Origin of the sequence: Pseudomonas sp. HR96, assembly GCF_034059295.1 — a bacterium.
Taxonomy (GTDB): domain Bacteria; phylum Pseudomonadota; class Gammaproteobacteria; order Pseudomonadales; family Pseudomonadaceae; genus Aquipseudomonas.
The window spans coordinates 2816350-2841103 of the sequence record NZ_CP139141.1 but is presented as its reverse complement, the minus strand read 5'-3'; the positions used below and the strand labels follow the sequence as shown (position 1 = coordinate 2841103).

Annotated in this window: 20 protein-coding genes; 18 read left to right on the top strand and 2 right to left on the bottom strand. The window is 52.4% G+C overall.

Translation table 11 applies throughout. From position 1 onward, the window contains the following. Positions 1 to 2208: 2208 nt before the first annotated feature. The 4 genes from SFA35_RS12700 (at position 2209) to SFA35_RS12685 (ending at position 7414) form a co-directional block, all read left to right on the top strand. Positions 2209 to 2889 carry a hypothetical protein gene (locus SFA35_RS12700; protein WP_320570874.1) on the top strand — a complete coding sequence of 227 codons (681 nt, stop codon included), beginning with the start codon at positions 2209 to 2211 and terminating at the stop codon, positions 2887 to 2889. A 70-nt stretch (positions 2890 to 2959) separates the two neighbouring features. After that, positions 2960 to 4909: a hypothetical protein gene (locus SFA35_RS12695; RefSeq protein ID WP_320570873.1), complete on the top strand. Its 1950-nt coding sequence runs from the start codon at positions 2960 to 2962 to the stop codon at positions 4907 to 4909. Between the two features lie 14 nt (positions 4910 to 4923). Continuing rightward, positions 4924 to 5913 (top strand): hypothetical protein, encoded by a 990-nt coding sequence (locus SFA35_RS12690; RefSeq protein WP_320570872.1) that lies wholly within the window; start codon positions 4924 to 4926, stop codon positions 5911 to 5913. Next, complete coding sequence (locus tag SFA35_RS12685) at positions 5906 to 7414, top strand: hypothetical protein (protein WP_320570871.1); 1509 nt, start codon at positions 5906 to 5908, stop codon at positions 7412 to 7414. The genes SFA35_RS12690 and SFA35_RS12685 overlap by 8 nt, the downstream gene beginning before the upstream one ends. A gap of 134 nt (positions 7415 to 7548) precedes the next feature. On the opposite strand, the gene SFA35_RS12680 is transcribed toward SFA35_RS12685, so the two are convergent. Next, entirely contained in the window at positions 7549 to 8010 is a 462-nt protein-coding gene (locus SFA35_RS12680) for a helix-turn-helix transcriptional regulator (RefSeq protein WP_320578994.1), read from the bottom strand. Positions 8011 to 8732: 722 nt separating this feature from the next. Between SFA35_RS12680 and SFA35_RS12675 the strand changes: the two genes are divergently transcribed. The 3 genes from SFA35_RS12675 to SFA35_RS12665 all read left to right on the top strand — a co-directional run bounded on the left by SFA35_RS12675 (position 8733) and on the right by SFA35_RS12665 (position 10888). Then, the gene (locus SFA35_RS12675; RefSeq protein WP_320570870.1) at positions 8733 to 9467 is read left to right on the top strand and encodes a metallophosphoesterase; all 735 of its coding nucleotides are present in this window, start codon (positions 8733 to 8735) and stop codon (positions 9465 to 9467) included. 345 nt (positions 9468 to 9812) lie between these two features. Next, on the top strand, positions 9813 to 10088 hold the full coding sequence (locus tag SFA35_RS12670) for a hypothetical protein (protein ID WP_320570869.1): 276 nt from the start codon (positions 9813 to 9815) through the stop codon (positions 10086 to 10088). A 125-nt stretch (positions 10089 to 10213) separates the two neighbouring features. Continuing rightward, positions 10214 to 10888, top strand: coding sequence for a DUF6957 family protein (locus tag SFA35_RS12665; RefSeq protein WP_320570868.1), 675 nt, complete (start codon positions 10214 to 10216; stop codon positions 10886 to 10888). An 83-nt stretch (positions 10889 to 10971) separates the two neighbouring features. Here the strand turns inward: SFA35_RS12665 and SFA35_RS12660 are convergent, their stop codons facing one another. Next, entirely contained in the window at positions 10972 to 11373 is a 402-nt protein-coding gene (locus tag SFA35_RS12660) for a hypothetical protein (protein ID WP_320570867.1), read from the bottom strand. Positions 11374 to 11588: 215 nt separating this feature from the next. Between SFA35_RS12660 and SFA35_RS12655 the strand changes: the two genes are divergently transcribed. The 11 genes from SFA35_RS12655 to SFA35_RS12605 all read left to right on the top strand — a co-directional run bounded on the left by SFA35_RS12655 (position 11589) and on the right by SFA35_RS12605 (position 24625). Next, positions 11589 to 12545 carry an ATPase gene (locus SFA35_RS12655; protein ID WP_320570866.1) on the top strand — a complete coding sequence of 319 codons (957 nt, stop codon included), beginning with the start codon at positions 11589 to 11591 and terminating at the stop codon, positions 12543 to 12545. Between the two features lie 2 nt (positions 12546 to 12547). Further along, positions 12548 to 12916: a hypothetical protein gene (locus SFA35_RS12650; RefSeq protein ID WP_320570865.1), complete on the top strand. Its 369-nt coding sequence runs from the start codon at positions 12548 to 12550 to the stop codon at positions 12914 to 12916. Positions 12917 to 13138: 222 nt separating this feature from the next. Further along, positions 13139 to 14680, top strand: a complete 1542-nt coding sequence (locus SFA35_RS12645) for an AAA family ATPase (RefSeq protein WP_320570864.1) — start codon at positions 13139 to 13141, stop codon at positions 14678 to 14680. Further along, positions 14677 to 15540 carry an HNH endonuclease gene (locus tag SFA35_RS12640; protein WP_320570863.1) on the top strand — a complete coding sequence of 288 codons (864 nt, stop codon included), beginning with the start codon at positions 14677 to 14679 and terminating at the stop codon, positions 15538 to 15540. Before SFA35_RS12645 ends, SFA35_RS12640 begins: the two co-directional genes overlap by 4 nt. A gap of 108 nt (positions 15541 to 15648) precedes the next feature. After that, a complete protein-coding gene (locus SFA35_RS12635) occupies positions 15649 to 16299 on the top strand; it encodes a hypothetical protein (protein ID WP_320570862.1) in 651 nt (216 codons plus the stop codon). A 329-nt stretch (positions 16300 to 16628) separates the two neighbouring features. Beyond that, complete coding sequence (locus tag SFA35_RS12630; protein ID WP_320570861.1) at positions 16629 to 16961, top strand: hypothetical protein; 333 nt, start codon at positions 16629 to 16631, stop codon at positions 16959 to 16961. A 90-nt stretch (positions 16962 to 17051) separates the two neighbouring features. Further along, positions 17052 to 18248 (top strand): AAA family ATPase, encoded by a 1197-nt coding sequence (locus tag SFA35_RS12625; protein WP_320570860.1) that lies wholly within the window; start codon positions 17052 to 17054, stop codon positions 18246 to 18248. A 248-nt stretch (positions 18249 to 18496) separates the two neighbouring features. Continuing rightward, a complete protein-coding gene (locus SFA35_RS12620) occupies positions 18497 to 21244 on the top strand; it encodes a UvrD-helicase domain-containing protein (protein WP_320570859.1) in 2748 nt (915 codons plus the stop codon). A gap of 2 nt (positions 21245 to 21246) precedes the next feature. After that, complete coding sequence (locus SFA35_RS12615; protein ID WP_320570858.1) at positions 21247 to 21837, top strand: hypothetical protein; 591 nt, start codon at positions 21247 to 21249, stop codon at positions 21835 to 21837. A 272-nt stretch (positions 21838 to 22109) separates the two neighbouring features. Beyond that, on the top strand, positions 22110 to 22730 hold the full coding sequence (locus SFA35_RS12610; RefSeq protein ID WP_320570857.1) for a hypothetical protein: 621 nt from the start codon (positions 22110 to 22112) through the stop codon (positions 22728 to 22730). Continuing rightward, entirely contained in the window at positions 22730 to 24625 is a 1896-nt protein-coding gene (locus tag SFA35_RS12605) for a caspase family protein (protein ID WP_320570856.1), read from the top strand. The genes SFA35_RS12610 and SFA35_RS12605 overlap by 1 nt, the downstream gene beginning before the upstream one ends. The last annotated feature ends 129 nt before the right edge of the window (positions 24626 to 24754 follow it).

The following is a 24754-nucleotide window of genomic DNA, read 5'->3' as shown; positions in this document are numbered from 1 at the left end:
GGTTAATTTTCTCAGGCATTTTTATCGCAGGGTTTACTTGTTAATTGAGCGTATCAATTCGGATGTCTGCATTACTCTTTTTTGACGTAAATTGAGTACAGGGACTGCCGGGAGGTCGGGGTTGGCCTGGGAGCACGCCTACGGGTTGGCTTGCCTGGGCGGACTCCGGGTGCTGGCTGGCGGCTGGCGGCTGGCGGCTGGCGAGGACAGCCTAAGCGTTACGCAGGATTTATCGACAAAATTGGAGCGGCCGGTCGCGTTAACCGACCGCAGTACCAGCGCGCATTGGGCTATGGCCGGCCAGGCCCATTGCAGATAAATGCAGTGGGTAACAGAGTTGGTTTTCGGCTTTCAGTGCCCGGCGGTAAATTGTTCGGGTTTATGTGCTTTAAGCGTATTTACGTGTGTTTACGCTAATCGCCCTGTAGTGACGCTCAATCATCGGATATTGCATCGGTCGCAACTGCAATGGGCTGTTGATGAGTAAAGGTGTCGAGCAGGTTTTCTTTGCAGCGGTAGCAGCTCAATCACATTTCATCAGAATCAATTTCTACAGGTTTTTGCAATTTACGTTTCTACAGGTTTATGAACATTAAACATTTCTACAGATTATTGAAAAATGACGTTTCTACTTGTTGTTGAATAAACAGCCCGCAACTATCCGGATTCACTGGAGCGCGTGCGTGGCCACGAGGTGGTCGAGCGGTGATCCTGGGCTAACGCCTAGCGTGAGGATGTTGATTGAGCGCGTCAGTACTTACCGGGCTGACGTAGCTTCGGAAGTGGCGCTGTCAGTGCAGAAAAACAGCCCGTAGCCCCGCACAGCAAGGCTTCTAGGCGCGAGGGCTGCCTTGATACCAATCCAGAGACTTAACCAGCCGACGTTTCTCCGAGTAAATGAAAGGTGGGCGTTTATCTTCGTTTGTGAAAATTTGGCTGGAGGCCATGAAATACGGGGCTTTCAGGCTATTTTGGGGGATTAGATTCGTGCTCGACCATTCTGGTGGTTTTTGCAAAAAAGGGCTGCGCCGCAACTCGGCGTAAATTCGGGCTAAAACCCGATAATATTCATGTATAACAACACGATAGGTCGATTTTTGGTGTCTACAGGAGTGCTCTGAAGTAAATCTTACCTTAAAACTCCGTCGAAGCCTTTCTATTCAAATCAATAACCTACAGCCTACAATCCCTAACCAGGCTTAGGTTTGCCGCAACATTCACTTCAATAAAAATTGAAGTGATATTAATCTAAGGCCTACATTTGAAGCAATAATACTCTAAGGCATACAGCCGAGAAGGAAAAGCGTGCACGTTGTTGGTGCATATTCACGAGAGATAGAGAACCAGACTCCTAACGGGTGAAACCGCGTTGCGTGCGTAACTGCACGAATCCAGCGGCAGTGCCGCATCCGACAGCCACACTAAAAGTGCCAGTTGGTCGCTCTAAGCAGAACCTGTACTCAGACTCTGGAGACGCAGATGTATTCCTACGGCAGGGATTTCGGTCAGGAAAATCTTTCGTCGAATACCAGTAGATGCAGCATTAATAGACTCGCGCTGACCCAGTAGCCTGGGAATCAGCGCAGGCGAGCCTCCGGCATCAGTAACTGAAACAGCAGAACGCTCTGGATGAACGTCCGAAGAACATCGGAGTAGAAGGCCGTCTATACACGGCTGCTGGTCGGACAAGGCCGGCTGCGTCGCAGCCGGGTTTCTCTTGAGGGATTCGGTTGCTCGACGCCAATCTAGTGTGTGACGCAATAACCGGCAGGCAGTCGAGTCTAAGCACATCCCCAACGGGTGATGCCGTCCGTCTGATTTTAGTGAGTATGGTGTCACGCGCATCCTGTGCTGGACGGAGAGCGTGGCTTTAAGAAGTAAAGAAATTTTGAGTGCGTGTAATCAGATTGGCGGGCGCCGGTGCTGAATTTATTTTATCGCAAGCGATAGGCCTACCGCCCCTTGTTGCCAAAAAATACCACAGCAAGGGCCTTGGCGGGAGGAGTTTCAAACAAAGCTGCGTTCTTATTATTATGATGTATGCAAGACAAAAAATGCTCCGCATACGTACGAAAAATCAGACCGCATAAAAACCTCAGAGCGTACAGATATCTCCGGTCTTAGGGTTTGTTCTCTTCCAACGCCCCTTGAAGTTGTAGCCATCCTGTGAGATAGGTGAAAGACAGCGGCTTGACAAAGGTGCTCACCATGCCATCACTCAAAAGTAAAATGAGGGGGAGATTAGCCGCAGCACATGGCCAGCGAACCAATACCACGAATAACCTGTGGCTTTGCTACAGTGTTAAACTCAATCGGGACTTATCACTGGCCAGCAATAATGAGCTGATCTATTGGCTGGCTGATCTGGAAGTTAATAGAAATGTGAAGTCGTTCAAGTTTGGCTATAATATCCAGATTCAAGTTAATGACCCTAAGGATAATTTTAAACCGATTGAAGCCATTCAGGTAATTCTTGAAACGGGGTGTGAGGAGATACACCATATAACGTCGAAGACTGGACATGTAGATGCTTTCTCTGCGACGTTTCAGCTTGAAGAAGGCAGCGTCCGAAACATTACATATCGAGCAATAACGGAAGACTATCTTGTCATTCGAGCAAAATACGCAGCAAGATTGCTTAGACTTCTGCCTTTTGTAGCCCAGATGCGCTACAAGAAATGGCCATTTGAGGAAGAAACTATCTTAAATACCCTTAAAATCCTTAAGAGTGGCGATATCCAGGAAGTAATTAGCAGCACTTCCATGAGTGATGAAATGATAGTGGTCGGGATCGTTGCTAAGTTTATTTTTCAAGGGGTCATCAAACAAAAAAATTTGAGCATGTCTGATTTTGGGCGCTCAACATGGTGGTCGTTAAGTGAAAGCTAGACGATCTCGTAGAGAAATTATCACCGCAATGGAAGCCACTCGGCCCTGGAGTGACGTACATACGAGTCTGATGAGTGAATCAGACAAAGAGATTTTTGATGCGAGAAAACTGGCGGTTGATATGTACGTTGACGGTGCGCCGCTGGAAGATATCTTCAACAGCACCAATATCCCATCTTCGGATGTGCGACGCTTCACGAAGCGTTGCATGTCAGTGTGTTCCAACGGAATGGTGGCAGGTTATACCGCTCTGATACCACACTTTAGGATTGCGACTTACGAGAGAGTCGCTCCCATGCAAAATCCCGGTGAATCAGCCCGCGGAGGCTATGCAGGCGCTCTAGGCGCACTCTTCAGGCAATATCCTGATCTAGAGCAGTATCTGATCGGCAAAGTAATACCTAAGAAATCAAAGAAAGCGCCCAAAGAAATAAATATGAACGCCAAGGCGTTATTCAACCATTTTCATGCCTTTTTGAAAGCGGAAGGACATCCAGCAAATGAGTGGCCGCTAAATGTGGAGTATCAGGGCTATCGAACCGTGGCAGCCTTTTTGAAGGAGATTAAACTCAGATACTTTGATTCCTTCACAAGAATATCAGGAAGTAGCGAGGCAATTGCACAATTGGCAGTAGGACGAGGCGTTGACTCTATTCTAAAACTAAATGGCTTTCTAGATGTTTTTGAAATTGACTCGCATAAGGTTGATGCCCATTTTGTCGTAGCGGTGCGAAATAGCGCGGATTTATTGACATACGTGCCAATTAAGAAAATCAGCTTGATCGCGATAGTTGAAAAGGCAGCCTCGGCTGTATGGTGGATGAAGGTGGTGTACAGTCCGGAGGTTACCTCCCAAGATATTGTTGATATTATTACAGAGTCTTTAAGAAGTGTACTGCCAAAGCCCCGCACTAATAATTTAAATCTAACCCTGCCCGACGGCGCTGGCTTCCCTACCGAGAGATTTCCAGCTTTGGTAGGCTCTCTGCCTAGCTGTATATTCTTTGATAACGCGTTAGCGCATCAAGCGACCATTGTCTCATTCGAACTTAGAAAACTGCTCGGGGTTTCGTTATGCTATGGCGCGCCGGCAAAATTTGAACGCAGGCCCAATGTTGAGCGTGCATTCAAAGAAGTTGCTGCTTATATGATGCGGATGCCCAATCGCGCCAGTTCAACGCCTGGCGTGGCTGCCGCGGGAATCAAGGCTGCAGTTGAATACCGGATCGAAGCAGACGAAGTTGAGGAAATGTTGTATTACCATCACGCAATGGCAAACGGCCTACCTTCTGAAGGCAAGGGTGGGTTAAGTCCATTAGATATGATTGGCCAGTATTTGGAGCGCGATAACTTCAGCTACATTCCTCGGAGCCCTATTGCAGCAGTTCTCCCATCAATAGCATTCAAAAAGACGGTTGCACGAGTGAAGGTCATCGGCTATCCGCTCAAGGGGGTTAGGGGGTACACTCAAATTGATCGGGTTAGGTATAAAAGTGAAGTCCTTTCGTATTCGACGTGGCTCATAGGTGAATTCCTAACCGTCGAAATCGACGAGAGCGATATGAGATCTGTTGAAGCATTTCTGCCAGATGGATCACCACTTGGTACGTTGACCGCTACGGGTGGATGGGAGAAGACCAAACACAGTCGTCGAACCAGAAAAGCAATCAACAAACTGTTGCGAGCCCGACTACTTATTCTCGCGCACTCAGACGACCCTGTCATAGCATTTCTTCACTATCAAGCACAAAAAGCGCAGTCACTCCATGCGTCTAAAGAAAAAATTGTGGAAACGCCTAATGACCGGAAGAACGCCGGCGCTGCGTCCGCATATAAAAAAGCGCTGCATGAGTCGGGTCAGCCACTGCCTCCCTTACAGCCGGCACCAGGAGGGCATCCCGCGACACCAGCGCCAGCCAAACCTTCAAAGCCTAGCACTGAGCCACTCATAGATCCGACTAAATCTTACGACTCGGTGGTTCCAGATACAGTTCTGAATATTAGGAATTTATTCAAGTAGATCGGAGACTTCCAGTGCTTGATTTTGACCCCAAAATAACATCCGTGCGAGATCAGCTTCTGGAAGGTCATCCTATCGTTCTTCGAAGTTACTTTGTGTTGACGCCGACCATTGAGTGGGCGTACAAACAGGTTCGCGAGCAAGTTTGGTTGAGCATGCCAAGCGTTCACTTCCAATCAGTACCTCGGATGGGAAAAACTCAGTGTGCAACCGCCATCGTAGCAATTTTGCGTAACGATTTTCCCAATCGGTATGTGAAATTTGTCACCGCGGATATAGCCCGAGAGGAAAGTATTATCCATTCAATGGTCAAAGCTATTGGTCTGGTAGTCAAGCCTAGGACTAAATTGAGCGGCCTTCGAGATGCTGTGATAGATCACATCATCTGTGAGCTTGCCAGCCTCGGTAGTACTCATTTTATCTTGGTAATTGATGAGATGCAGGCCCTAGACTACAAGGACTATCAGCATCTTCAGGTGGTGCAAAATATTCTCAGCACGCGTGGCTTAAAACTTACGACTGTGGGGTTTGCACAAACTGAAATTGAGAACGTCCGTAACTCGTTGCATGCGGGTAAGCATATGGCCATATTGGCCAGGTTTCTAGGTAGAAAAATTGACTTTGTTGGCTGTGGAAGTGTTGAGTGGCTTAGTACGATTCTGGCGTATTTCGACGAGGGTTCGGCTTATCCTCATGGCAGCGCGTGCAGTTTCACAGAATTTTTTCTGCCGAAAGCGTTCCATGCGGGCTTTAGGCTGATGTCAATGGCAGATGAGATCTATAGGCATTCCATGAGCTGCGTGGCAGCGGTGGGTGCCCACACTATACCCACAGAGCATATCTTTTTAACAATGTCATACCTACTTGTCGGCGCAAGACTGAAAGACGAAGAGGGTTTCGCGTTCAATGAGAAAGATATCAAAAGCGCAATTGCGAGCTCTGAAATGAGTCAGTTCGCTGCGTTAATGAGTATCAAACCGCCGAAGGCCCCAGATGATGAATGAACGCCAAGTATTATCTTTCATAAGGCGCCTAGCGCCTTTCGAGTCGATTTGGCTGATACTGGTGAAGGTTCTGCTCATCAATAAGGTCAGCGGACGCCAGGTGATCGATCTAATTAAAAATCCAAGCATCGAAGACCATCATAGTTTTAGTTGGTGGGCAAAAGGCTCCATCGACCAGGGACGGCTGGAAGATACGCTCGGTTTCCAGCGTGGTGCTTTGGATGACAGTTTTCTTACGATGATACCCAGAGACCACCTTCATTACGCTGGGCCTCAAGTATGGCATTGCCCTAGTTGCATTAAAATCGGTTACCATTCATCTATATTTTGCCTCCAAAAAATTCAGTCGTGCCCATGGCACGGTGATAAACTTGTTAGCTGCCCCAAGTGCTACGAATTGTTAAATTTACTCCATCTGCCTTCACAACACTCTCGAAGCTTTCCATCAGATCCTGAGCGCTTTTGTGGACATATCTCGTCACTTGCTGGGCAGCTCGTTATCCCAGATTTTTCAGCACCGGAATTCCAGGTGATGAGTTCTTGGTATCGTGACTTTACAGTGTGGTTAGCGGCTTCGAAAAAACTAGTTGGCGGTGATATATTCCGTTGGGTAGAGTCACGAAGCTTTAAACACGACCTAGATGATATGATCTTGCGATATCTGGAGGATAAACTTAATGTCCCAAAACTATTTAATGCTCGTTTGAGCTTTCCTGTTACGAGGCTTAGTCTTGAATACTCTTTTGAGCGAGAAGGGGGAGTTTCCGGCTTTTGGGGCGCTGACCCCGCCAAGCGGAGACTATACGACGTCCAGTGCATGGGTGTTGTATCGATTTCAAAAATAGATCAGATTCGGTGTGTAAAATCTCTCAGGAGGCACATATGGAAAACGTACATTTCAAAGCATAGAAAATGTCTTCGTTCTTTTATCAATTTAACGCTTCACCAGCGCATGCATTTGCAGCCAGGATCTAGCTGTTTTGCCTCGTTGGCGTACGTTTGTTGGCTGATGAACGCCTTAACGACAAATGATCTGGCGTTGGCAGTCGGGAGAGGTCAATGTACATATTCGACATATGGCAGCCGTGACCATTGCCCCTTGGCGGAGTTTAAGAATAGCCTTAACAACAAATTGGTGGGATTCTACAGCGTGTGGGGCGCTTTTTTGATCGGTACTGCCGAAAGCGGAGAGACGGTTGTGAAGTTCCACAACATGAAGGTAGAACAGACCCTTAATTCCAGTTTCTCTCATACCTACAAAGATATTCCATGGTCACCTTCGGCCGATGATTCAGAAGAATATGGCGCTTACTTTGTATCGCCATCTTACCTGGAAGAATTGTCTAGCTTGCGCTGCGGATGCAAATCCGGCACCGCGGACTATGTATTACCACATCTTGTCGAAGACGCAGTTGAGCGATTCTATCCTGACGCTGCATCTGTTTTGAAGTTTATCGATCCACAGAAACCAAGCAAAGTAAAAAATTACATTTATTTGTGAGCTATTGAGCGCCACTTGCTATTTGGCTGGCAGCTCTCCTGAAAGGTGTCTTCATTGCGCTATATGCTGTTCTGCTGGGGTAATGATTGGGGCCAACATTCGCGATATGATAATAACCCTCAATAATCAACTAGCTAGTCGCGCCAATACCTACTGACAGTCATCTTGTTCACACCAAGATTCTGAGACGTCTGCGCCTGGCTCAAGCCCTGAGCTTTGCACTCCTGAATCGCAGCCTTCAGATCGCGATCAATCACCCGGCCGGCTGGCCTGCTACGTAGCCCATTGTCATCCAACTCTGCCCGCGCTGCCGCGAGTGTGCCGGCGGCATCCAGTTCGCGCATCTGGTCTGCGAATCTCTCTACGAGCGCATCAACAGTTATGCCTTCCTGGATCAGCGTGGCTGCGCCGACTAGCAATAGGGGAGACGCCCCGTATGCCTCCGATAAGTCCTGCAGCTTGTCCAATGTCGGGCTCGACTTGCCGTGCTCAAGCTGACTCAGGTACTGACGATTGCTCCCTTCGGGAATTGACTCCTGGGTCAACCCTTTGTGAGCTCGCAGCGCGCGAAGGATTGCGGCTAAAGGTACCTTCATCGACACAGGCAATCCTCAAAACCGAGGATGTAGCCATGTTGTGCCGTAACACTCTACCGTATATAGTAGTCGTAAGGTTACGGCGCAAGCGCGTGGTTCGACCTACCGCTGCGTGGGTTTAGGCAGGCAGGCGGGCGAGGGCAGCGGCTCAGGGCGACATCTCTCTACCAGATATCAATTTAGCCCTAAACCGTCGATTGTGATTTTTATCCTCTACACCTAGGCGAGCTGCAGAGCCCAGGTCAAGCCGACCTCAACGCCCGAAAGCGTCGAGCGTGCTATGGGTATGCGGTTCGAATTCCCGGCCACCGCTTACATGTGCTGTGCGAGGGTGGAGCACGAAATCAACTGCCTGGTAGGTGTGGTTTACCAAGAACAACGTGGGCGCTTTCGAGATGGTGCGACCATTAGGACGTCCACCCTACGTCGGCAGTTCGAGAGCCACGGATATCACGTCTTCGAGACGAGCAATGGCAGTGCATATGTCGTTTGCGAATTGGCGCCGGATGGATTGAGCCCACGCTTTTCTGGCGTACGCCACTAGCCATCCGGCATACGGATCTACACAGGTGAAGCTGTTATGGCCCCATAGACTATCAAACACACTCGAAACCAGCAGCTCATAGCGGTGCCCGTGCGAAGGTCAAACAGGTGTGGAAGCACTAAAGCCGTACAACCTGTAAATCAAATCGAAACACAGCAAATTCCCAAGTGACCGACCGATGAAGCTACGAATTTACTCAGACCTGCATAACGAATTTCACCGCTTTGATCCGCCGGCGCTCGATCCCGACGTCGACTTGGTCATTCTCGCGGGGGACATCGACAAGAAGGCCCGTGGCGTGAAGTGGGCAAATGAAACGTTCGAGTGCAAGGTCGCTTACATATGCGGCAACCATGAGTACTACGACGGCCATATCGACAGGACGCTGCGCAAAATGAGAGATGCCGCAGAAAGCCACGTGCATGTCATGGAAAATGATTCACTCATTATCAATGGCACCCGTATCTTGGGCACCGCAGCGTGGACTGACTTCTCCTCAACGGGCGATCAGGTGGCTGCGAGCAAGATGGCTTGGCAGTGGATGAACGACTTCAATTACATCCGGGCTGATGCGGGATACCGACGCCTGAGACCCGATGACCTTGTCACTCGCAATCATGCCGCCAAGGCCTGGCTAGCCCAGCAGCTTGCCCAGCCTTTTGAAGGCAAAACGATTGTCGTAACCCATCACTCACCATCGCCCGCGGTGGTCGGTACCAAACATGATGGCCACCTCAATGCCGCGTATACGAATGACTGGCCAGGGCTTATCGAAAAGGCAGATCTGTGGGTATTTGGTCATACGCATCAGGCAGTGGATGTCGAGCTGGCCGGCTGTCGGGTCATCTCAAACCCTCGGGGATACCCGCGAGAGCAAACAGGCTTTGATCCCCTGTTCGAAATACAAATCTGATGAGCACTGATGTTTTGAAACGAAAGACCGGATCACCCAAGACCACCCCACACATCGCACGCACGGCGGCCGGCCACTCGTCGTTACCGGCAGCAGTCGAGCGTGCGATGACCTATGACTGGGGGGTTCTTGTCGACGCCTATCTCATGGATGCCGGTCGGGTGGGGGATAGATACGCAGCCACTGTTTTCTGCGATCGCTCCGGCAGAGCGCGTGATGGCATGACGGTCGCAACGCCCGCGGTAGAGCACATATCCACGCAGGGTGGCTTTCAACTACTACGCGCGGTGGCTGCGTCCGATCATTACGTGATCGTTTCCGAGCTCCCCCAAGAAAGAGGTAGTGATGGCGACCGCGATTGAAAGGCCAGAGCTTATCTTGAAGGCGTCCATGGTCAAATTTGCCGAGGCCATCACTGCCTACCTATGGATGCCAGAGGCGAAATTTCCCTGTGTGATCGGGAGGATCAACATGGATCGCACGGGTCGCTTCATAGATGGTCGCCTGATTCGTACGGCTGTGGTCATGTCGTTGTACGAAGAGGCTGGGTATGTGGTTGCAGTGACTATCGCCAATAGTCGATATGTGCTGGTTCACGATCGGGGGCGAGCAGATGCTTAGCCTAGCCATGCTGCATCCGACGTCCCCAACCCTCAGGGAATATTCGTTAAGCAACTGGCCGGGATTGCGGCCGCTTAATTTGCAGCATTGGCCGTCCTCGTGACGCCGATCGATGGAGTGCCAACGTGTCTAAATCCGTAGGGCTGGTTGACCTGAACGGGGAGCTACAGGAAGGGGCTTCCTCCAAGGACATTTCGACCTTAGAAGCGCTCGGTGCGGAAACCACCAAGGCGGTTTGTGGCCTGTATTCCTGGATTGTCCTTGACGTCCTGGACGCAGATTTCAGTCTGGCCTGGGCTCCCACGAGTATGGAGGACGGGACGGCAAGTGCTGGGTCTGATAAGGCAGGCCCTCAGGCGACTCGTCTTCCAATGCTGCTCTGCGGCCATTACGTTGAGCACCATAGCCGAGGCCGATTTAAGAAAGGTGACTCGATCTTGGCCGGCTACGCGACCCAATATGATGGTCGTGGCATTTTCCAAACCTCCGATACCATTTACATACTGTTAGGAAAGGGCTTCCGGCGATCGGCCACAACTAAGTCAGCGGGCCACCTTCCTGAAGGGTGGATAAACGCCAGTGAGCTGGTCATCGATCCACTGCATCGCCCCTCTGGGCTCAAGGCATTCAAGCAGTCCGATGAAAACGTGTACTGCGATCTGCAGATGTCTGTTGAGCAAGCCGGCGAGCTGGCAACCCTGATTAGGGGACTTCGCCAGGCGGGGCAGCATCCAAATCTGGAGGAGGTTTTCCAGGCGATAGAGAACGAGCTTGAGACATCCATCGGAAAGGCGCGATGACCGGCAGAGTTTCTGCCTATCAAGCTAGGCTCAGGACTGGAATCCCTTCCACAGCCGAGAAATCCTGCAAGCATCAAGCTCGCTTAGTGAAACCACGCTGCCAGCAGCGCTAAGCCAACAGCTAGAAGAGATACGTTCTTCAATTTCAGAACCACTCTGGCTACTCGAGCAGCGATGGCCATGCGTTGACCCAATTTGGCGAGCCCTTGATACACCTCATCGGTGTACACACGCTTGATCCTCAATCTTGAGTGTAGGGTTCGCAAGTTGCGGAACAGGTAAGCCAAAATCGGCGCGAAGATGACCACGACCAGTAGTGGTGCGAGCTCGTTGGGGACGCCGACGGCGGCGATCGGATCTGTAATCTGCGCGGTCTGGTAGACACCGGCAATCAACATCGTCACTGCGAGGTACGCAATGAGCACCTGCTCTCGGGGTTGTGGATTGTTAAGGGTGGTCATGAAGGTTTTGGCGCGTGTTGTCATACCATTCTCTCCTGTGGAATGTGCTGATTAGACGCGTCGCAGCCCATGGGCGCAATTACACAGTTGTATCCGATATTTTCTCGCCGCTGGCCGCGTTTTTGTTTGCGCGGTACGTCCAGGTCGAATATAAATTCCGGTCAGGCAGGTGCTGGACTGGCGAGAGCCGGTGTCCAGCGTCTGTGGAATTCTGAAACCTCAGGAGGGGGCGCTAGGGAATGTCAGGGCAAATTCGAATCAACGAAGCGTATTGCGTAGAGCTAGGCCGGACTGTCTCAATCACCGAGGCCCGTAGAGCGTATTTTTCCTTGCCTGCGCCCAGGGCCCGTTTCACCTTTCAATGCCCCGACTCGGGGTGCTTAGCGCTCGACGAGCCGCCGACGATTACGGGCGTCAACTATTCCAGCCTGCCGACAGATACCTACAGGGCTGCCCATTTTCGCGATCCCGGGGTAGGCCATGCGGTGGATTGTCCGTGGCAAGCCGATGAGGCGACCACCGACATCGCTCCCGCTTCAGAAGCCGAAACCAAAGATCGGGAAGCCAAGCGCAAGCTCCACGATTTCATCAATGAGTTTGATCCTGCACCCGCGGGCCGGCAGGTTGGCACCCAAGACGTGGGAGGGGCAGATACGGATCGTTTGGCCCAAAATCGTCGCGGGGATATGGGTGTTGGTAAGGGCGAGTCATTCACCAACAGGAATCGAACGAAAAGTTTTGAACGGCTTGTGGAGTACTACCGCAATGCTGCGGAGCTAGACAAGGAAGAGTTCTTCAGCCTGCAACTCAAGGTGGCCGGCGAAGGTGAGATGCCGCTGATCTCCTATTTCCCCAACGTATCAAAAGCTCACCCAGGGCAACCCAAGCGTGTCATCCATGGCGGAGCCAGGTTGGAACCCCGCAAGGACGCTGGATTTATGCTCTGGTTCATGGACAGGATTGATGGGAAGGGCGTTTACCTGAAGGTGACCAATCAAGAGATGGAGGCATACCGCTTCCGAGGTTACTTCAACGACACCCTTGCTCAAGAGACTGCAGACTATTTCCGCATATTTGCTTTGGGACGCGTAGTGCTTTCGGAAACTGGGAAGAGCTACCGGCTTGAGGTTCAGGATCTAAACCATCTGACACTCTATGCAGTGACCAAAAAGCAGCCCGATGAGCAGGGGGGCTGACTATGGCAAGCGCCGCATCCCCCATTAAGCAAAGTTGCCATGGCCTGGCGCATGAAGACTCAGGCGCTGCAAGAGAAGTGGTGTTCAATAGGCTCCCCAGCGCCATTGATCGTGCGCTGGTTGCTGTTTCTCCAGAGGGTGTGACGGGGTACCTGCTCTGCGCTTTGGAGCACAAGAGAAGGGTGTCTGGACTTTTGTTTTGCGACCAGAATGGAGACCGGCAGGACGGTTCTCCTATCCAGACCGGAGTCATCGAAGACCGTGCTTGGGTCGAGGAGTACGAGCTCATCATCGCAACCGACGGAGTCTATGTCGTTGCGCATCGTTCGCACGAGAACGGGGCTACTGAACCCGTCATCTGCTGGCACTGATCCTACATAACCCTACCCTCGGACTGGCGCAGAGGCGGTCGGGCTATCCATCAGCGCCAGACACAATCAGTGTTAGGTAAAGGTAGATGCGGCTATCCTTCCTGAGATTCCGCGTCCCAGCGTCACACCAACAATTTGAGGTTGTGAGGCCGAAATGACATCATCCGTGCCATTCAATAATGTTGACCGCTGGGCATAGGGGTCTACCACGGGCAGGGCAAAATGGAATTCCACATCATCGGCAGGGAAGATAAATTTCCGAGCGGCAAAGCCAGTACTGCCTACCTGAAATATGACCGCTGGAACGATCACAGCTTCATCACGATGTTCTATGTGATCGTATTTGACGAATTTGGCCAAGCCCACGACCTTGAGAACGTCAAAATCGGGTTCAAAGGGCAGGATACTTCCGCATCCACTCGATCCAAGCTTCCCGACTCCTTCGAAATGCTCCCTGAGGGATTCTTCTCACTCGGCACCAGTGTCGAGTACTACCACAAAATTGCGAACTCATCCTCGGGCGAGCTGCAGTCCGACTTTCTGCTAGCGATGAGGGACATCGTTGCCAACCCCGAAATACTCGAAACGATAAAAGATGAGCCGGTGTTCTCAATCTCGTTGTTACGCGATGTCAGCCTGACCAGCGTCAAAAATCAATTCTCCCGAGTCCTGGTCGGTGGTGCTATTCGAACCAATTTTTCTTTCATCTATGCGAAGCAAGCTGATAGCTCTACCGCTGGGATTGAGTTGAGTTTCGATGTAGATGTTGATTCGACGCCCCAAACAAATGTGCACGCGCTGATTGGTCGTAATGGAATCGGAAAAACCACCATCCTCAACGGGATCACCAAAGCCATTCACACGGGCCACACTGGTGCAGATGCCATTTCCCAGTTTCAGTTTTGGGGGCAGCAGCGGACGATTATCGCCCCGGATTTCTTCAGCAGCGTAGTGCTCGTATCCTTTAGCGCATTTGACCCCTTTGACCCGCCTCCCGAACAGCCTGACCCATCCAAAGGCACCTGCTTTTTCTATGTCGGATTAAAGTCAAAAAGAGAGGACGCATGGCATGAGTTGAAGCGCCGGGACGCGCTCAAATCAGACTTTATCGCCGGTATGAGAGGGTGCTTGCGAGAGACACATAAGCGTAATCGCTGGCGGCAAGCCGTCATAACCCTGCAGTCTGACGAAAACTTTGCAGGTTTGGGATTCGAGCGGCTTTTGTCCTTAAGCGGCGAAGAATGGATCACGGCAGCTGACGAAATTTTTTCGAACCTCAGCTCCGGCCATTCGATCGTGCTGCTGACTATCACCAAGCTGGTCGAACGGGTTGAAGAGAAAACACTCGTTCTGATGGATGAGCCCGAAAGCCATTTGCATCCCCCGCTGTTATCGGCATTGATTCGGGCGTTGAGTGAGTTGCTTCTGGATCGTAACGGTGTAGCGATCGTGGCCACGCATTCGCCCGTAGTGCTTCAAGAAATTCCTGCTTCGTGCGTATGGAAAATTCATCGATCTAATTTAGTGGCATCAGCACAGCGGCCAACAGTCGAGACGTTCGGCGAGAACGTAGGAATTCTGACCCGGGAAGTATTTGGCTTGGAGGTGGCATCGTCGGGTTTTCATACACTGCTAGCGGCTGAAGCCGCCGAGGGACACAGCTTTGACGCGATCCTTCGAAAATTTGGTGGGAGACTGGGGCTTGAGGGTCAGGCAGTGCTTCGGGCGTTAATCGCTGAGCGTGATTCAAAGGGGCAGGCATGAAGCAATTGTTAGCCCCAACCTGCACCCCTGAGGAAGCCTACATAGCTTGCACCTCTGCGATCATCGATGATCAACAGCGAGCCAGAATGAGGGACATTCTTCCAGGTATCACAGCGAATGCCGCTGAATTCATCGAAAGGGTCGCTGCCGGATCCACCTGGGAAATGCCCTATTTGAGGTTGGCCAGGGGGGATGATCCTTTCGTGATCAATGACATTCGAAAAAGCGAACTTGTTCACCTCTATGAATACTACATGGTGCAGCGAGAGCCTGGTCGAGCTCTCTACGACTCTATCTTGGTGGCTGCAGGTGACCATTGTCCGACATGTGGAGGGATAGGACGCCCTCGCACCCTGGATCATTATTTGCCAAAAGCCAACTATCCGAAGCTGGCTATCGTTCCCCAAAACTTGATCCCTGCCTGCCGTGATTGTAATACCGACAAGCGCAACCCCCTTATTGATCACCCGCATCGGCAACCGCTTCATCCGTATCTGGACAAAGGACAGTTTTTCGAGGAAAGGTGGATCAGTGTTTTCGTATCCCACACCAGCCCTTGCACGATCATCTACCGCGCCAGTCCGCCGAATGACTGGAGTGATGACGATAAGGCGAGGGTAGTTAATCATTTTGATTTGTTCGGGATTGCCGAGCGCTACAGCATCCAGGCGGGTTCAGAACTCAGCACCCTGATGGATCTACGAGCGAGCTATTTCAGCAGGCAGCCCCCTGAAGCGTTCTCTGAATTCCTTCGCTCAGGCGCCAATGTAGCCGGCCTGCTCACCAATGGGTGGAAGAAGGTGCTCTATGAAGCCCTTGCCGAGGACGCTTGGTTTTGCAATGCCGAATTTCATCGTTAGCTCTTCATCCTCCTTCGCGGTGACGCACGGTCTTTTCCCTCACCAATTTCGAGGGTGCCCCCCGCTGAATCACCAATCACATGACCTACATGAGCTCAGTTCACCAGCATGAAAAGTTCGCCCAGTCCTTTACCTCAAGGCAGAGAGAATTTTGCCATCGATCCGTTCGGCTATAGCCTGCTTGGCCCTTATATCTGGGACTTGGAATGCAACCATGCAGGTTTTCCGATTGACCACTCAGTAATGCACGCGAGTGAGCGGCTCAAAAATCCGATTCTTTGGATGGCTCAGGCGCAGGCCATGACGCAGGCGGCACATGCTGTTCTTGAAAAGGAGCAGAATTTTGAGTTGCTCCCAGTGCAAATCCGCGGAGTGTGCGAAAGCCAATACTGCGCCGCCGCCCTGATGCTTGTTGGCTACAGTCTTGAGATCTGCCTCAAATCGATGGTTATCATCAGGGAAGGGATTGAGGGCTTCACCAAATTAGAAAAAAAGATGCACCACCACCGATTGCATGACCTCGCCTCATTCATTCCAGGGCTGTCGAACAGGGATACCGCAATACTTCGGGGCCTGACACATTTCGTGACTTGGGCAGGCAGATATCCTGACCCAGGCTCGGGCAAAGAGCAGCAGATAGATGACGTGTTCAATCTTGGTGAAAAGCATCGGGGCACCGCTCGCGACGTCTTTGACGTAGCTGCCCGCGTGATGCAGCACACAAGCAATATCGTCGAAGCTTCCTTGGGCGGCAGCTGATTCAGAAAGGAGGCTTACAGCTAATTCCTCCGCGCCGATGGCACCGCGGTAACAGCTTTTAGCCCTTATGCCGTACGAGTTCATCAGCGTCACGGCATCTCTCAGGTCTCCGGAATGAGCTAAGCGGTGGTGAGCCCGGTGTGGCCATCATCACTTACAGAACCATTGTGTTTCGCAGCGCTCCTTCGAATCCGAATCCGAATCCGAATCGCGACTCGTTGGCGACAAGTTGCCGTCAAGGTTCTCACGCTCTCCATCCGCTGGTGGGATGCCTTTCGACGTACTGTTAGAATCAGGACATTCGAGTGTGGCTCCCATCGAGATATTGCATGACCCCAGATCTGAGTGAAGAAGAGATGCGCAGAGCGCTTTTTGGCGACGCCGAGCCCTCACCAAAAGTGGCTGCACCACCGGTGCAGGACTCGGTTCCTGAGGTGGTGTTCGTGAAGCCTGCACCGCCTGTGGCAAAGAAGAAGGTAGCGAAGGCTTTCACACCCAGGCTTCAGGTAATCCTGCGCGTAGGCAATGAGTTTGAAGGCAAAACGTTTGAGCTGATCCACGAGGCCGACACCCTCAGCAAGCTGTTGGCAGAGCAGGAAGCAGTGAAGGCGGCCAGGAAGAAATATCGGTATGTCGAGGTGGTGTCGGTCAAGCCTATGTAAAAGGTGGTTCCGCCCACCGCAACGGTGGCAATCGAGTGTAAACAGCATCTGACTGCGCAAGCTTAGCGAGGCGAAAAGCTCTGAATACTCATGTCTAGGGCGAACGGTGCGGCACTCTGTGCCAGCTGTTATCAGATTGGGCAAACCCTTACGCTGATTGATCAGAAAAGGAGAAGTGCTATGTCCCCATTTGCAGCAGCCCTTATGAGTTCCCGAATTGCGCATTCAATGTCCAGGTTCAGAGCCGCAGAGTGCGCCGGGGTAAGTGAGCGTACCTGGAGGTCTTACGAGCAAGGCCAGCGAGCACCTCGCAAAAGCGTTGTCCGAAATTTCTATGACCGATCGGGTATCCCGATGACGGAGGATACCGCCAAGATGTTAAGGGCTTCGCACGCAGCCCGCGTGATGAGTATCACTTCACTGAAAGGGGGCGTCGGTAAGTCTCCGATCACTGTAGACGTCGCAGCATGTCTGGTGGAGCGAGGAAGCAGAGTGGCCGTCATCTCCCATGATTGCTGCTATGAGGACGGCTTATCACAAGGGGGACGCCCCAGAGCTGGCGGCCTAACGGCAAGCGTCGATTTTTTTGGCTACCCCGATGTGTTCTTCTCGGTAGCCCAAAAGGAAGCCTTGACCAAACGTTTGAGACACATCGTGGATCATGGATCGCCTATGGATCGTAGCGGGCTTGAGTTTGAGATGGGTGGGACGCTAGGTTCGATGGTCGAGCGGATTGGATCGTGCAGGATGTTTAAAGACCTGCACGCTGATTACGACTACATCCTGCTTGACCTCAACCTTAAGGTCGATTTGATTCGTGCTCACTCAGACCTGGTTGCGATCATCATCGACAGCGCCTGCCCTCAATCAGTAGACAGTGCCGAGCGATTGAATCTGAGATTGCAAAGGAGCAAAGGAGGGCGCCGGACACCCAGCTGCTTTGGATTGATCACGCGCAACGATGTAGGAGGCAGAAGCCGAGAATTGGAGGAGTACTTGGGCGCCCTGGATCTACCGCAAGACACAGCGGAGGCGCTTGAGGTTGCGAGGCTTGCCTCCAGTAAATTCCGTGAGCATATTCTCAGCGACATAATGGCGCTTCCCTTGACACGTCTTATGACCCACTTGACCAATGCGCACGAGATCGTGATCGACAAGTACAATTATGAGCAGCCGTTCATGGAGGGCTATTCGTATTTTGACTCCGTTCTGGATGTCGCTCCCCACTCGCATGCCGCAGACGAGATACGCCGCCTGACCACCGAGCTGGTTGGTCTGCGGCTTTAGGCAAACGTGGCACGTGTTGAGGCGCGGAGCTTGCGTTGCCGAAACATGCACTGTGCAAATTTTGCACATTTCAGGTAATTACGGAAATCCCCTATCCAGCCGTATCCGAGACCCTGATAACCGAGCCGATGACGCACTTTGTGGCATGCCACATTGAGAGCTGACAAGTCCGGACTAGAGCACTGGGGGGTAGGTTGGTACTCTGTTACATCTGGTAAACTCTTTGCTTTTCGCAGTGTGGTCTACGGATGGCGATGGAGTGGCAACCTTCTTTTCTGTCACGGCTTTTCAGAAGAGCAGAGCCGTGGCGGCTAGTGATCGAGAACGATGAGCTGAGTGTCACGCTAGCCGGGCAGAGGTATCCAATACCGCTAGAATCGTTTTCGTCCCTGCGCTTCCACCACAGGCTGCTCTGGACGAACGTCTCCGTCTGGATAGGCCACGAAGTGCGTCTTGTTGGGTTGGCCAAGTCTGCCCGTAACGTCCTGGATCACCAGCTGCGTGCAGTAATGACCAAGCAGCAATTCCGCTCGCTCTACGCCAAGATCATCAATTGGCTGAAAGAGGTTGACCGGGTTGTAGCGACCGCGGACGCCGAACATCGTTGGCTCACCCACGACCTGCAGCGGGAACTGATGTCCCAGAGGCACGCTTTGGGAATTGATACCGTGAATCTTAAAGCGCTTTTTGATTCTCCTGTCATCCAGGCGTCGATGGGAGATAACAAGCCGCGCGTTCAGGCTCGACTTGCTCAGTGGTCTCAGGACTGGCCGGAGCAATGGAAAGCCCGAAACCAGGCGCACATGATCCGCGAGATGGATGTCTGCTCCCACCTGCTTGATAACGTCGAGTCTCGGCCGCTGAACGATGAGCAGGCAAAGGCTGTGATTTGCTTCGACAATCGGGTTCAACTGATTGCATCTGCCGGGTCAGGCAAGACCTCAACAATGGTTGCCAAGGCGATCTATGCAGTGCACCGCGGCTTCGTGGCGCCCTCTGAAATCATCATGTTGGCTTTCAACAAGGATGCAGCGCAGGAACTGGAGGCGCGGGGCGCTGAATCCCTGGATCGTCTTGGCATGGTTGGCGTGACGATCAATGCGATGACGTTCCATTCTTTGGGTTTGAAAATCATCGGTGGCGCGACGGGCAGGAAGCCTAGCGTACCCACATGGACGACCAAAACTGAGCTTGGGCTCGAAAAACTGGGGGAGATTGTCGACGCTCTGAAAGACAGCTCAGATGAGTTTCGCACCAAGTGGGATCTGTTCCGGCTGGTCTTCGGGCGTGATCATTCATCGGCGCCACTCAGGGATGTGGCAGAGGCCTTCGATAAAGAGGGAGAGGCACGGCTGGTGACACTCAATGGTGAGCACGTCGCTAGTCAGGAAGAGCGCCTGATTGCCAACTGGTTGTTCTACAACGGGGTGGAGTACGCGTACGAGAGACCCTATGAGCACGACACGGCAACTGCCGATTACCGACAATATGTGCCTGACTTTTACTACCCGAAATTAAGTCTTTATCACGAGCATTTTGCCTTCGACGCGGATGGCCAAGCACCCGCGCATTTTGAGAACTATGCGCAAGGCGCGGCCTGGAAGCGTGAGACGCACGCTAGCCAGGGCACCGAGCTGATTGAGTCGACTTCACATCAGTTACGGACTGGCGAAATCTTTGCGCATCTCACGCGCGAGCTGACCTCGCGAGGTGTCGTACTCGATCCTAATCCTGATCGCCCGATCCCCGATTCCGGCTTGGTACCTCTGGAACATATCGACCTGGTCAAGGTACTTCGATCGTTCATTTCCCACTACAAGAGCAATAGTCTGACTGCGGAAAAACTTCACGAGCGCTACAACGCGCTTCCCCTGAGTGTTCTCAAGTTCCGTTACAAGATGTTCCTTGAACTCGCTGTCCCTGTGATTCAGGGGTGGGATGCAGCGCTCAAAGAAGACGGCGGGATCGATTTCGAGGACATGATCAACCTCGCCGCAGACTGCCTAGAGCGAGGGTATCGATCACCTTATCGGTTGGTCATGGCTGATGAGTACCAAGATGCTTCGCGTGCCCGTGCGCGGCTTTGCCGGGCATTGGTGACGGAGCCCCATAGTCACCTCTTTGCGGTGGGTGATGATTGGCAGTCGATCAACCGATTCGCTGGCGCTGACGTAGGTGTCATGACTGGATTCGTCGATTGGTATGGGCACGGGGAGGTGTTCAGACTGGAGAAGACCTATCGATGCCCTCAAGGTATCTGTGATGCATCCAGTCAGTTCGTTGCGAAGAATCCGGCTCAGCTGCAGAAGACCGTGATTTCGGTAACGGAACCGATTGGCCCAGTTTTCCAAGCATTCCAACTTCCAGGCAGGGATCAGATAGCTGATGGCCTAAGGCAGTACCTGAGTGACCTCCATCAGCAGCTTTGCACCGGTGCAGTGCCCAGAGCGAGCGACAGGCTGATATCGGTTTTTGTGCTTGGACGATACAAGTCAGACGCGCAGTTCATACCTCAGGACTGGAAACAGCGTTATGGCGACAAGCTGGAAATTCGATTCAAAACCATCCACACGTCTAAAGGCGATCAAGCTGATTACGTATTGCTGCCAGGGATGATGGTCGGGGGATTCCCGAGCGCCAAAGGGGATGATCCTGTGTTCAGTCTGGTGATGCCGGAAGGTGACACTTACCTGCACGGCGAGGAGCGCCGCCTGTTCTACGTCGCGTTGACGCGGGCGCGCCGGTCTGTCGCGATGTTTACCGTATCAGCCCGAAATTCGCCATTTCTGACGGAGCTGGTGAAGGACGGGGTGGTGACGGTCACGGATATGAAAGGCGAGCCAATCGAAGAGGAGCGTTGTCCGGTCTGCCAGCATGGTGTCGTGCTTCATCGCACCGGTAAGTTTGGTGCTTTCAAATCCTGTTCAGCTTTTCCTCGCTGCAAGTACAAGCCGGCGAAGCCCAAGAAGCCCCTCCTAAATCGAAAGGCGCTATGAACATGGACGAAATCACTTTCACAACAGCTCTTGAACACATAATTGCCCGAGACCGAAGCGCTGAGTCCTACGCCGAGTATGCATGCTTCCGGGCTGATGATATGGATGCCATCGTTGAGGTTATCCGCAAAACACTGACTTCAATTCCTTCTGCATTTGGTTCCTGTGTGATGGTCAGCACGGGGCTAATCGCGGCGCTCAGAGCTCGGGGTATTCCTGGAATTGTAGTCTTAGGAGATCTGCTTATTAACGGCGGGTACGTATTCCAATGCGTTGAAAACATCCCTGTGCCGACCTACGACGGTGAGGTCATCGATCGTGTCTGGGATGGCCATGCATGGGCTATGGTGGGCGGGTACATCATGGACTTATCGCTGTTCCGATCGGCCTACGCCATCGACCATCCCAGCAGATTAAAGTCGTACATTCTGGACAATTTTGGAACGGGGAGAGGGGCATTGATCAGTACGCTGCAACAGCTGCCCACAGGCATGACATTCGTTCCTCGCTATGCTCTGGACGATTCTCGAATCTGTGGTGTGTTGCAGGGCTTGTCTGCCCAATCCAAGAGCCTGAGAGGGCACTCAAAATAAAAGGCGATGGACTCCATGGCTTGTCAGTTTCGGCGCATGTCAGTTGTGAGAGAGCCCAACCTGCTGAAGTCTGCCGGTTCTGGCCTCTCAGGAGGGCGCCTCAGCGATGGATGACATACTATGGCCACCCCGTGCCAAAGCATTCCGGAAGGTTGTGATGCTGGTGAGTCGGCAATTGCGCCAGCTATGGGGTAGAGGCTGCGGCAGGTCTCTTGCGATGGTGCGAAATAATCTGCCTGGGCGGGCCTAGGTTGATCAATTAGGAGTGAGACATGAGGGACAAAGCCCATCCTTTCCCGTTTGATGCGCAGGCGGATCTCGTCATGAAAGCGTTCATGAAAGCTACTGGGGAAAAGCTCGAACTAGAACGCAAAAAGTTGGGTGGTGGCGATGAAGTCCAGCGCTTCAGCCACGGAGGATCGTGGCAGTCACATCACAGCTATGCTCCTGACCGCGTCGACCAGATGCAGACCATTGAGCATGAAACAAGGCTGCGATTTGAGGACATCATGGAGGGCCGCCTCGACGTCATTGAGCGCACGGTAGATGAAATTTCTAACGGCATGGCGAACAGCTTTGCCAAGGCGTTTTACCAGATGATTTCCGATACGTGCGAAGAGAGCGGCAACGTCATAGATGGCTCTACAGGGAGTTTGGGGGAGCAGATGCTCAAAGCCATTGAGCAAGTCGAATACTCGGTGGGTCGGGATGGGCAAGTATCGCTTCCAGAGTTTCGCATGCCCCCCAGCCTCGCCAATCGTGTCCATTCTGACCCTTCGCTCCAGGAACCTGAACTGCTGGCGAGGGTAGATGAGGTCACGAAGCTTAAAACAGCCCAAGCGTTGTCAAAGGAAGCCACGCGAAAGTCCAAATTTCGTACCAGGGAGCAGTGATGTCCAAGGTTTTGCTGTGCATCGGTTGTGACGATTATCAGTCTCTCAATAAGCTGTCTGGAGCCGAGCGTGACGCGCTTTCTGTCCATACCGCGCTTTCCACGGGGGCATTGAGCAATATCAACCCAGCGGACGCCTATTTGCTTGACTCTCCAGCCCGGCATCAGCTAGATGCTACGCTGCTTGATATTCAAGACAGGTACGAGGACATCGAGAGTTTTACGCTCTTTTTTGCAGGCCACGGCGGAGAAGCCAATGAAAGTTACTTTCTTTGCCTGAGCGATACCCGAGCCGATCGCCTTTCAACCACTGGGTTCGCGCTCAGTCGTTTGTTCGAGTACTTCAACGAGCTCAAAGCAGCGCACTGTAACGTCATCATCGACGCCTGCAATGCAGCCGGTATGGTTTCCAATTTGGGTATCCTTCTAAAACCCGAAGTGATTGGTAAGGCCAAGACATTCGGCGTTTCATTTTTTGTATCGTCTGCTGCTGATCAGTACGCGGGCGAGACCAGTCGTGGTGGGTATGGCACCCTAGCATTGCTGAAAGTGCTGGATGGAGAGATCGACACGGGTTCTCGAGCGAGGATGCTTGATCTGGTCGATATCGGCCGACCCGCAGCGCAATATGTGGCAGAGCAGACTCAAGGAGGGCAAATGCCGTCCGTATGGGGCGTCAACCTCTACGGTCATATGCCGCTGTTTGGCAATCCGCATGCTACTGACAATCCAACATCCTCTTTGCTAGGGCTCACCGGGATATCACCCGCATCCCTAGGTGGACAAGCCATCAGCAGTCAATCTGCCGAGCTCTACGCGCTCATGTTCGCCCCCGAGCACGAGCTCACTCCGGAGAAGCTTTTTCCTGTCCTCACCAAGTTTGTTGATCGATTGGCCGACATACCCAACTCAGTTGGGCCATTCATTGGCGGGATCTGGCAATCATTGGAGAAGAGCACAGGGCGTCACGCTAATAGCTTCTCACGAGTGGAGTTAAGCGCTACGTGCATAGCTCTGCTCCTTCCTTCATCGTACAAGGACAACACCTCGCGCGACTGCATAGCGGGGCTTGCGCACGGAATCGTAGGGGAAGTTGAGCAGCTGCTCCGCGACATTGTCCAAGGACTTCGAGAAAACCCCAGCTCGTTGTGCCGTCATGGCATTCCAGATCTGTTCTACCTTCCGCAGCGCATATCGCGGATATTGGGTTGGGCCGGCGCAGCGGTGCATCTGGCTCGGGAGCTCGGCATCAGTGACGCTCCACTCAGAGAGGCACTGGGGCAACTCAGCGTTTTTCTGATGGAGCACTACGCAAGTGTGTGTGCTGGCATGAGCGAGGACGAAGCACCGTACTGGGCCGCGTTCCTTACAGCCATCAAAACCGATGACCTGAATGGCCTTGGCGAGCTGGTCGTCAGCACACTAATCAACGCTCTCGTGGAGCATGAGGGCCGGCTTGCCAGGCCCTTGCTGCCGGCGAAGGATGTGTGCGCGTATCTCAAGGCACGCGCTGATAAGGACTTGGCTGCTTTGAAACCCTTTTGCAACTCGCCTTCTGAGACATTATCGCTTGTCCTTCTCATAAGTGGACGACATTCGCTGGAAGAGGAGTTGGACTACAACCTAGAGAGCCTCGATCACGCGCACCTCAATATCTTCATTCCCCAAAGTTACCTGGAGTTCAGCCAGCCATTCGTTCCTAATGGGATAAACCATGTTTTCCAGATCGGCCATAAGGTCTGGACGGTGGAAGATGTCGCTGAGCGCTGGAAGACTGCCTGCATCTCGCAAATGGAAAACGACACATCGCTGCGCCACCCTGCAACGAGAATCGGCGCGGTATGCGCGTCGCTAATCTTTCCGGATCGGGTGCCCTGGTTCCTCCTCAGCGATTGAGGCAGCAGCCGGCGGCGTGGTGATCACTCGATTGTGTGGCTTGGTCAGCCTCAGTCAGACTCATCCGGGCACTCCTGCCACAGATGGTTTGATAGTTCTGAAGAAACAGTCCATTACTCCAACAGCTCT

Bases quoted from the DNA above. Each gene is read 5' to 3' on its own strand.
- SFA35_RS12700 (WP_320570874.1), top strand. From the start codon at position 2,209: ATGCCATCACTCAAAAGTAAAATGAGGGGGAGATTAGCCGCAGCACAT.
- SFA35_RS12695 (WP_320570873.1), top strand. From the start codon at position 2,960: ATGAGTGAATCAGACAAAGAGATTTTTGATGCGAGAAAACTGGCGGTT.
- SFA35_RS12685 (WP_320570871.1), top strand. From the start codon at position 5,906: ATGAATGAACGCCAAGTATTATCTTTCATAAGGCGCCTAGCGCCTTTC.
- SFA35_RS12680 (WP_320578994.1), bottom strand. From the start codon at position 8,010: ATGAAGGTACCTTTAGCCGCAATCCTTCGCGCGCTGCGAGCTCACAAA.
- SFA35_RS12675 (WP_320570870.1), top strand. From the start codon at position 8,733: ATGAAGCTACGAATTTACTCAGACCTGCATAACGAATTTCACCGCTTT.
- SFA35_RS12670 (WP_320570869.1), top strand. From the start codon at position 9,813: ATGGCGACCGCGATTGAAAGGCCAGAGCTTATCTTGAAGGCGTCCATG.
- SFA35_RS12660 (WP_320570867.1), bottom strand. From the start codon at position 11,373: ATGACAACACGCGCCAAAACCTTCATGACCACCCTTAACAATCCACAA.
- SFA35_RS12655 (WP_320570866.1), top strand. From the start codon at position 11,589: ATGTCAGGGCAAATTCGAATCAACGAAGCGTATTGCGTAGAGCTAGGC.
- SFA35_RS12650 (WP_320570865.1), top strand. From the start codon at position 12,548: ATGGCAAGCGCCGCATCCCCCATTAAGCAAAGTTGCCATGGCCTGGCG.
- SFA35_RS12645 (WP_320570864.1), top strand. From the start codon at position 13,139: ATGGAATTCCACATCATCGGCAGGGAAGATAAATTTCCGAGCGGCAAA.
- SFA35_RS12640 (WP_320570863.1), top strand. From the start codon at position 14,677: ATGAAGCAATTGTTAGCCCCAACCTGCACCCCTGAGGAAGCCTACATA.
- SFA35_RS12635 (WP_320570862.1), top strand. From the start codon at position 15,649: ATGAAAAGTTCGCCCAGTCCTTTACCTCAAGGCAGAGAGAATTTTGCC.
- SFA35_RS12630 (WP_320570861.1), top strand. From the start codon at position 16,629: ATGACCCCAGATCTGAGTGAAGAAGAGATGCGCAGAGCGCTTTTTGGC.
- SFA35_RS12625 (WP_320570860.1), top strand. From the start codon at position 17,052: ATGTCTAGGGCGAACGGTGCGGCACTCTGTGCCAGCTGTTATCAGATT.
- SFA35_RS12620 (WP_320570859.1), top strand. From the start codon at position 18,497: ATGGCGATGGAGTGGCAACCTTCTTTTCTGTCACGGCTTTTCAGAAGA.
- SFA35_RS12615 (WP_320570858.1), top strand. From the start codon at position 21,247: ATGGACGAAATCACTTTCACAACAGCTCTTGAACACATAATTGCCCGA.
- SFA35_RS12610 (WP_320570857.1), top strand. From the start codon at position 22,110: ATGAGGGACAAAGCCCATCCTTTCCCGTTTGATGCGCAGGCGGATCTC.
- SFA35_RS12605 (WP_320570856.1), top strand. From the start codon at position 22,730: ATGTCCAAGGTTTTGCTGTGCATCGGTTGTGACGATTATCAGTCTCTC.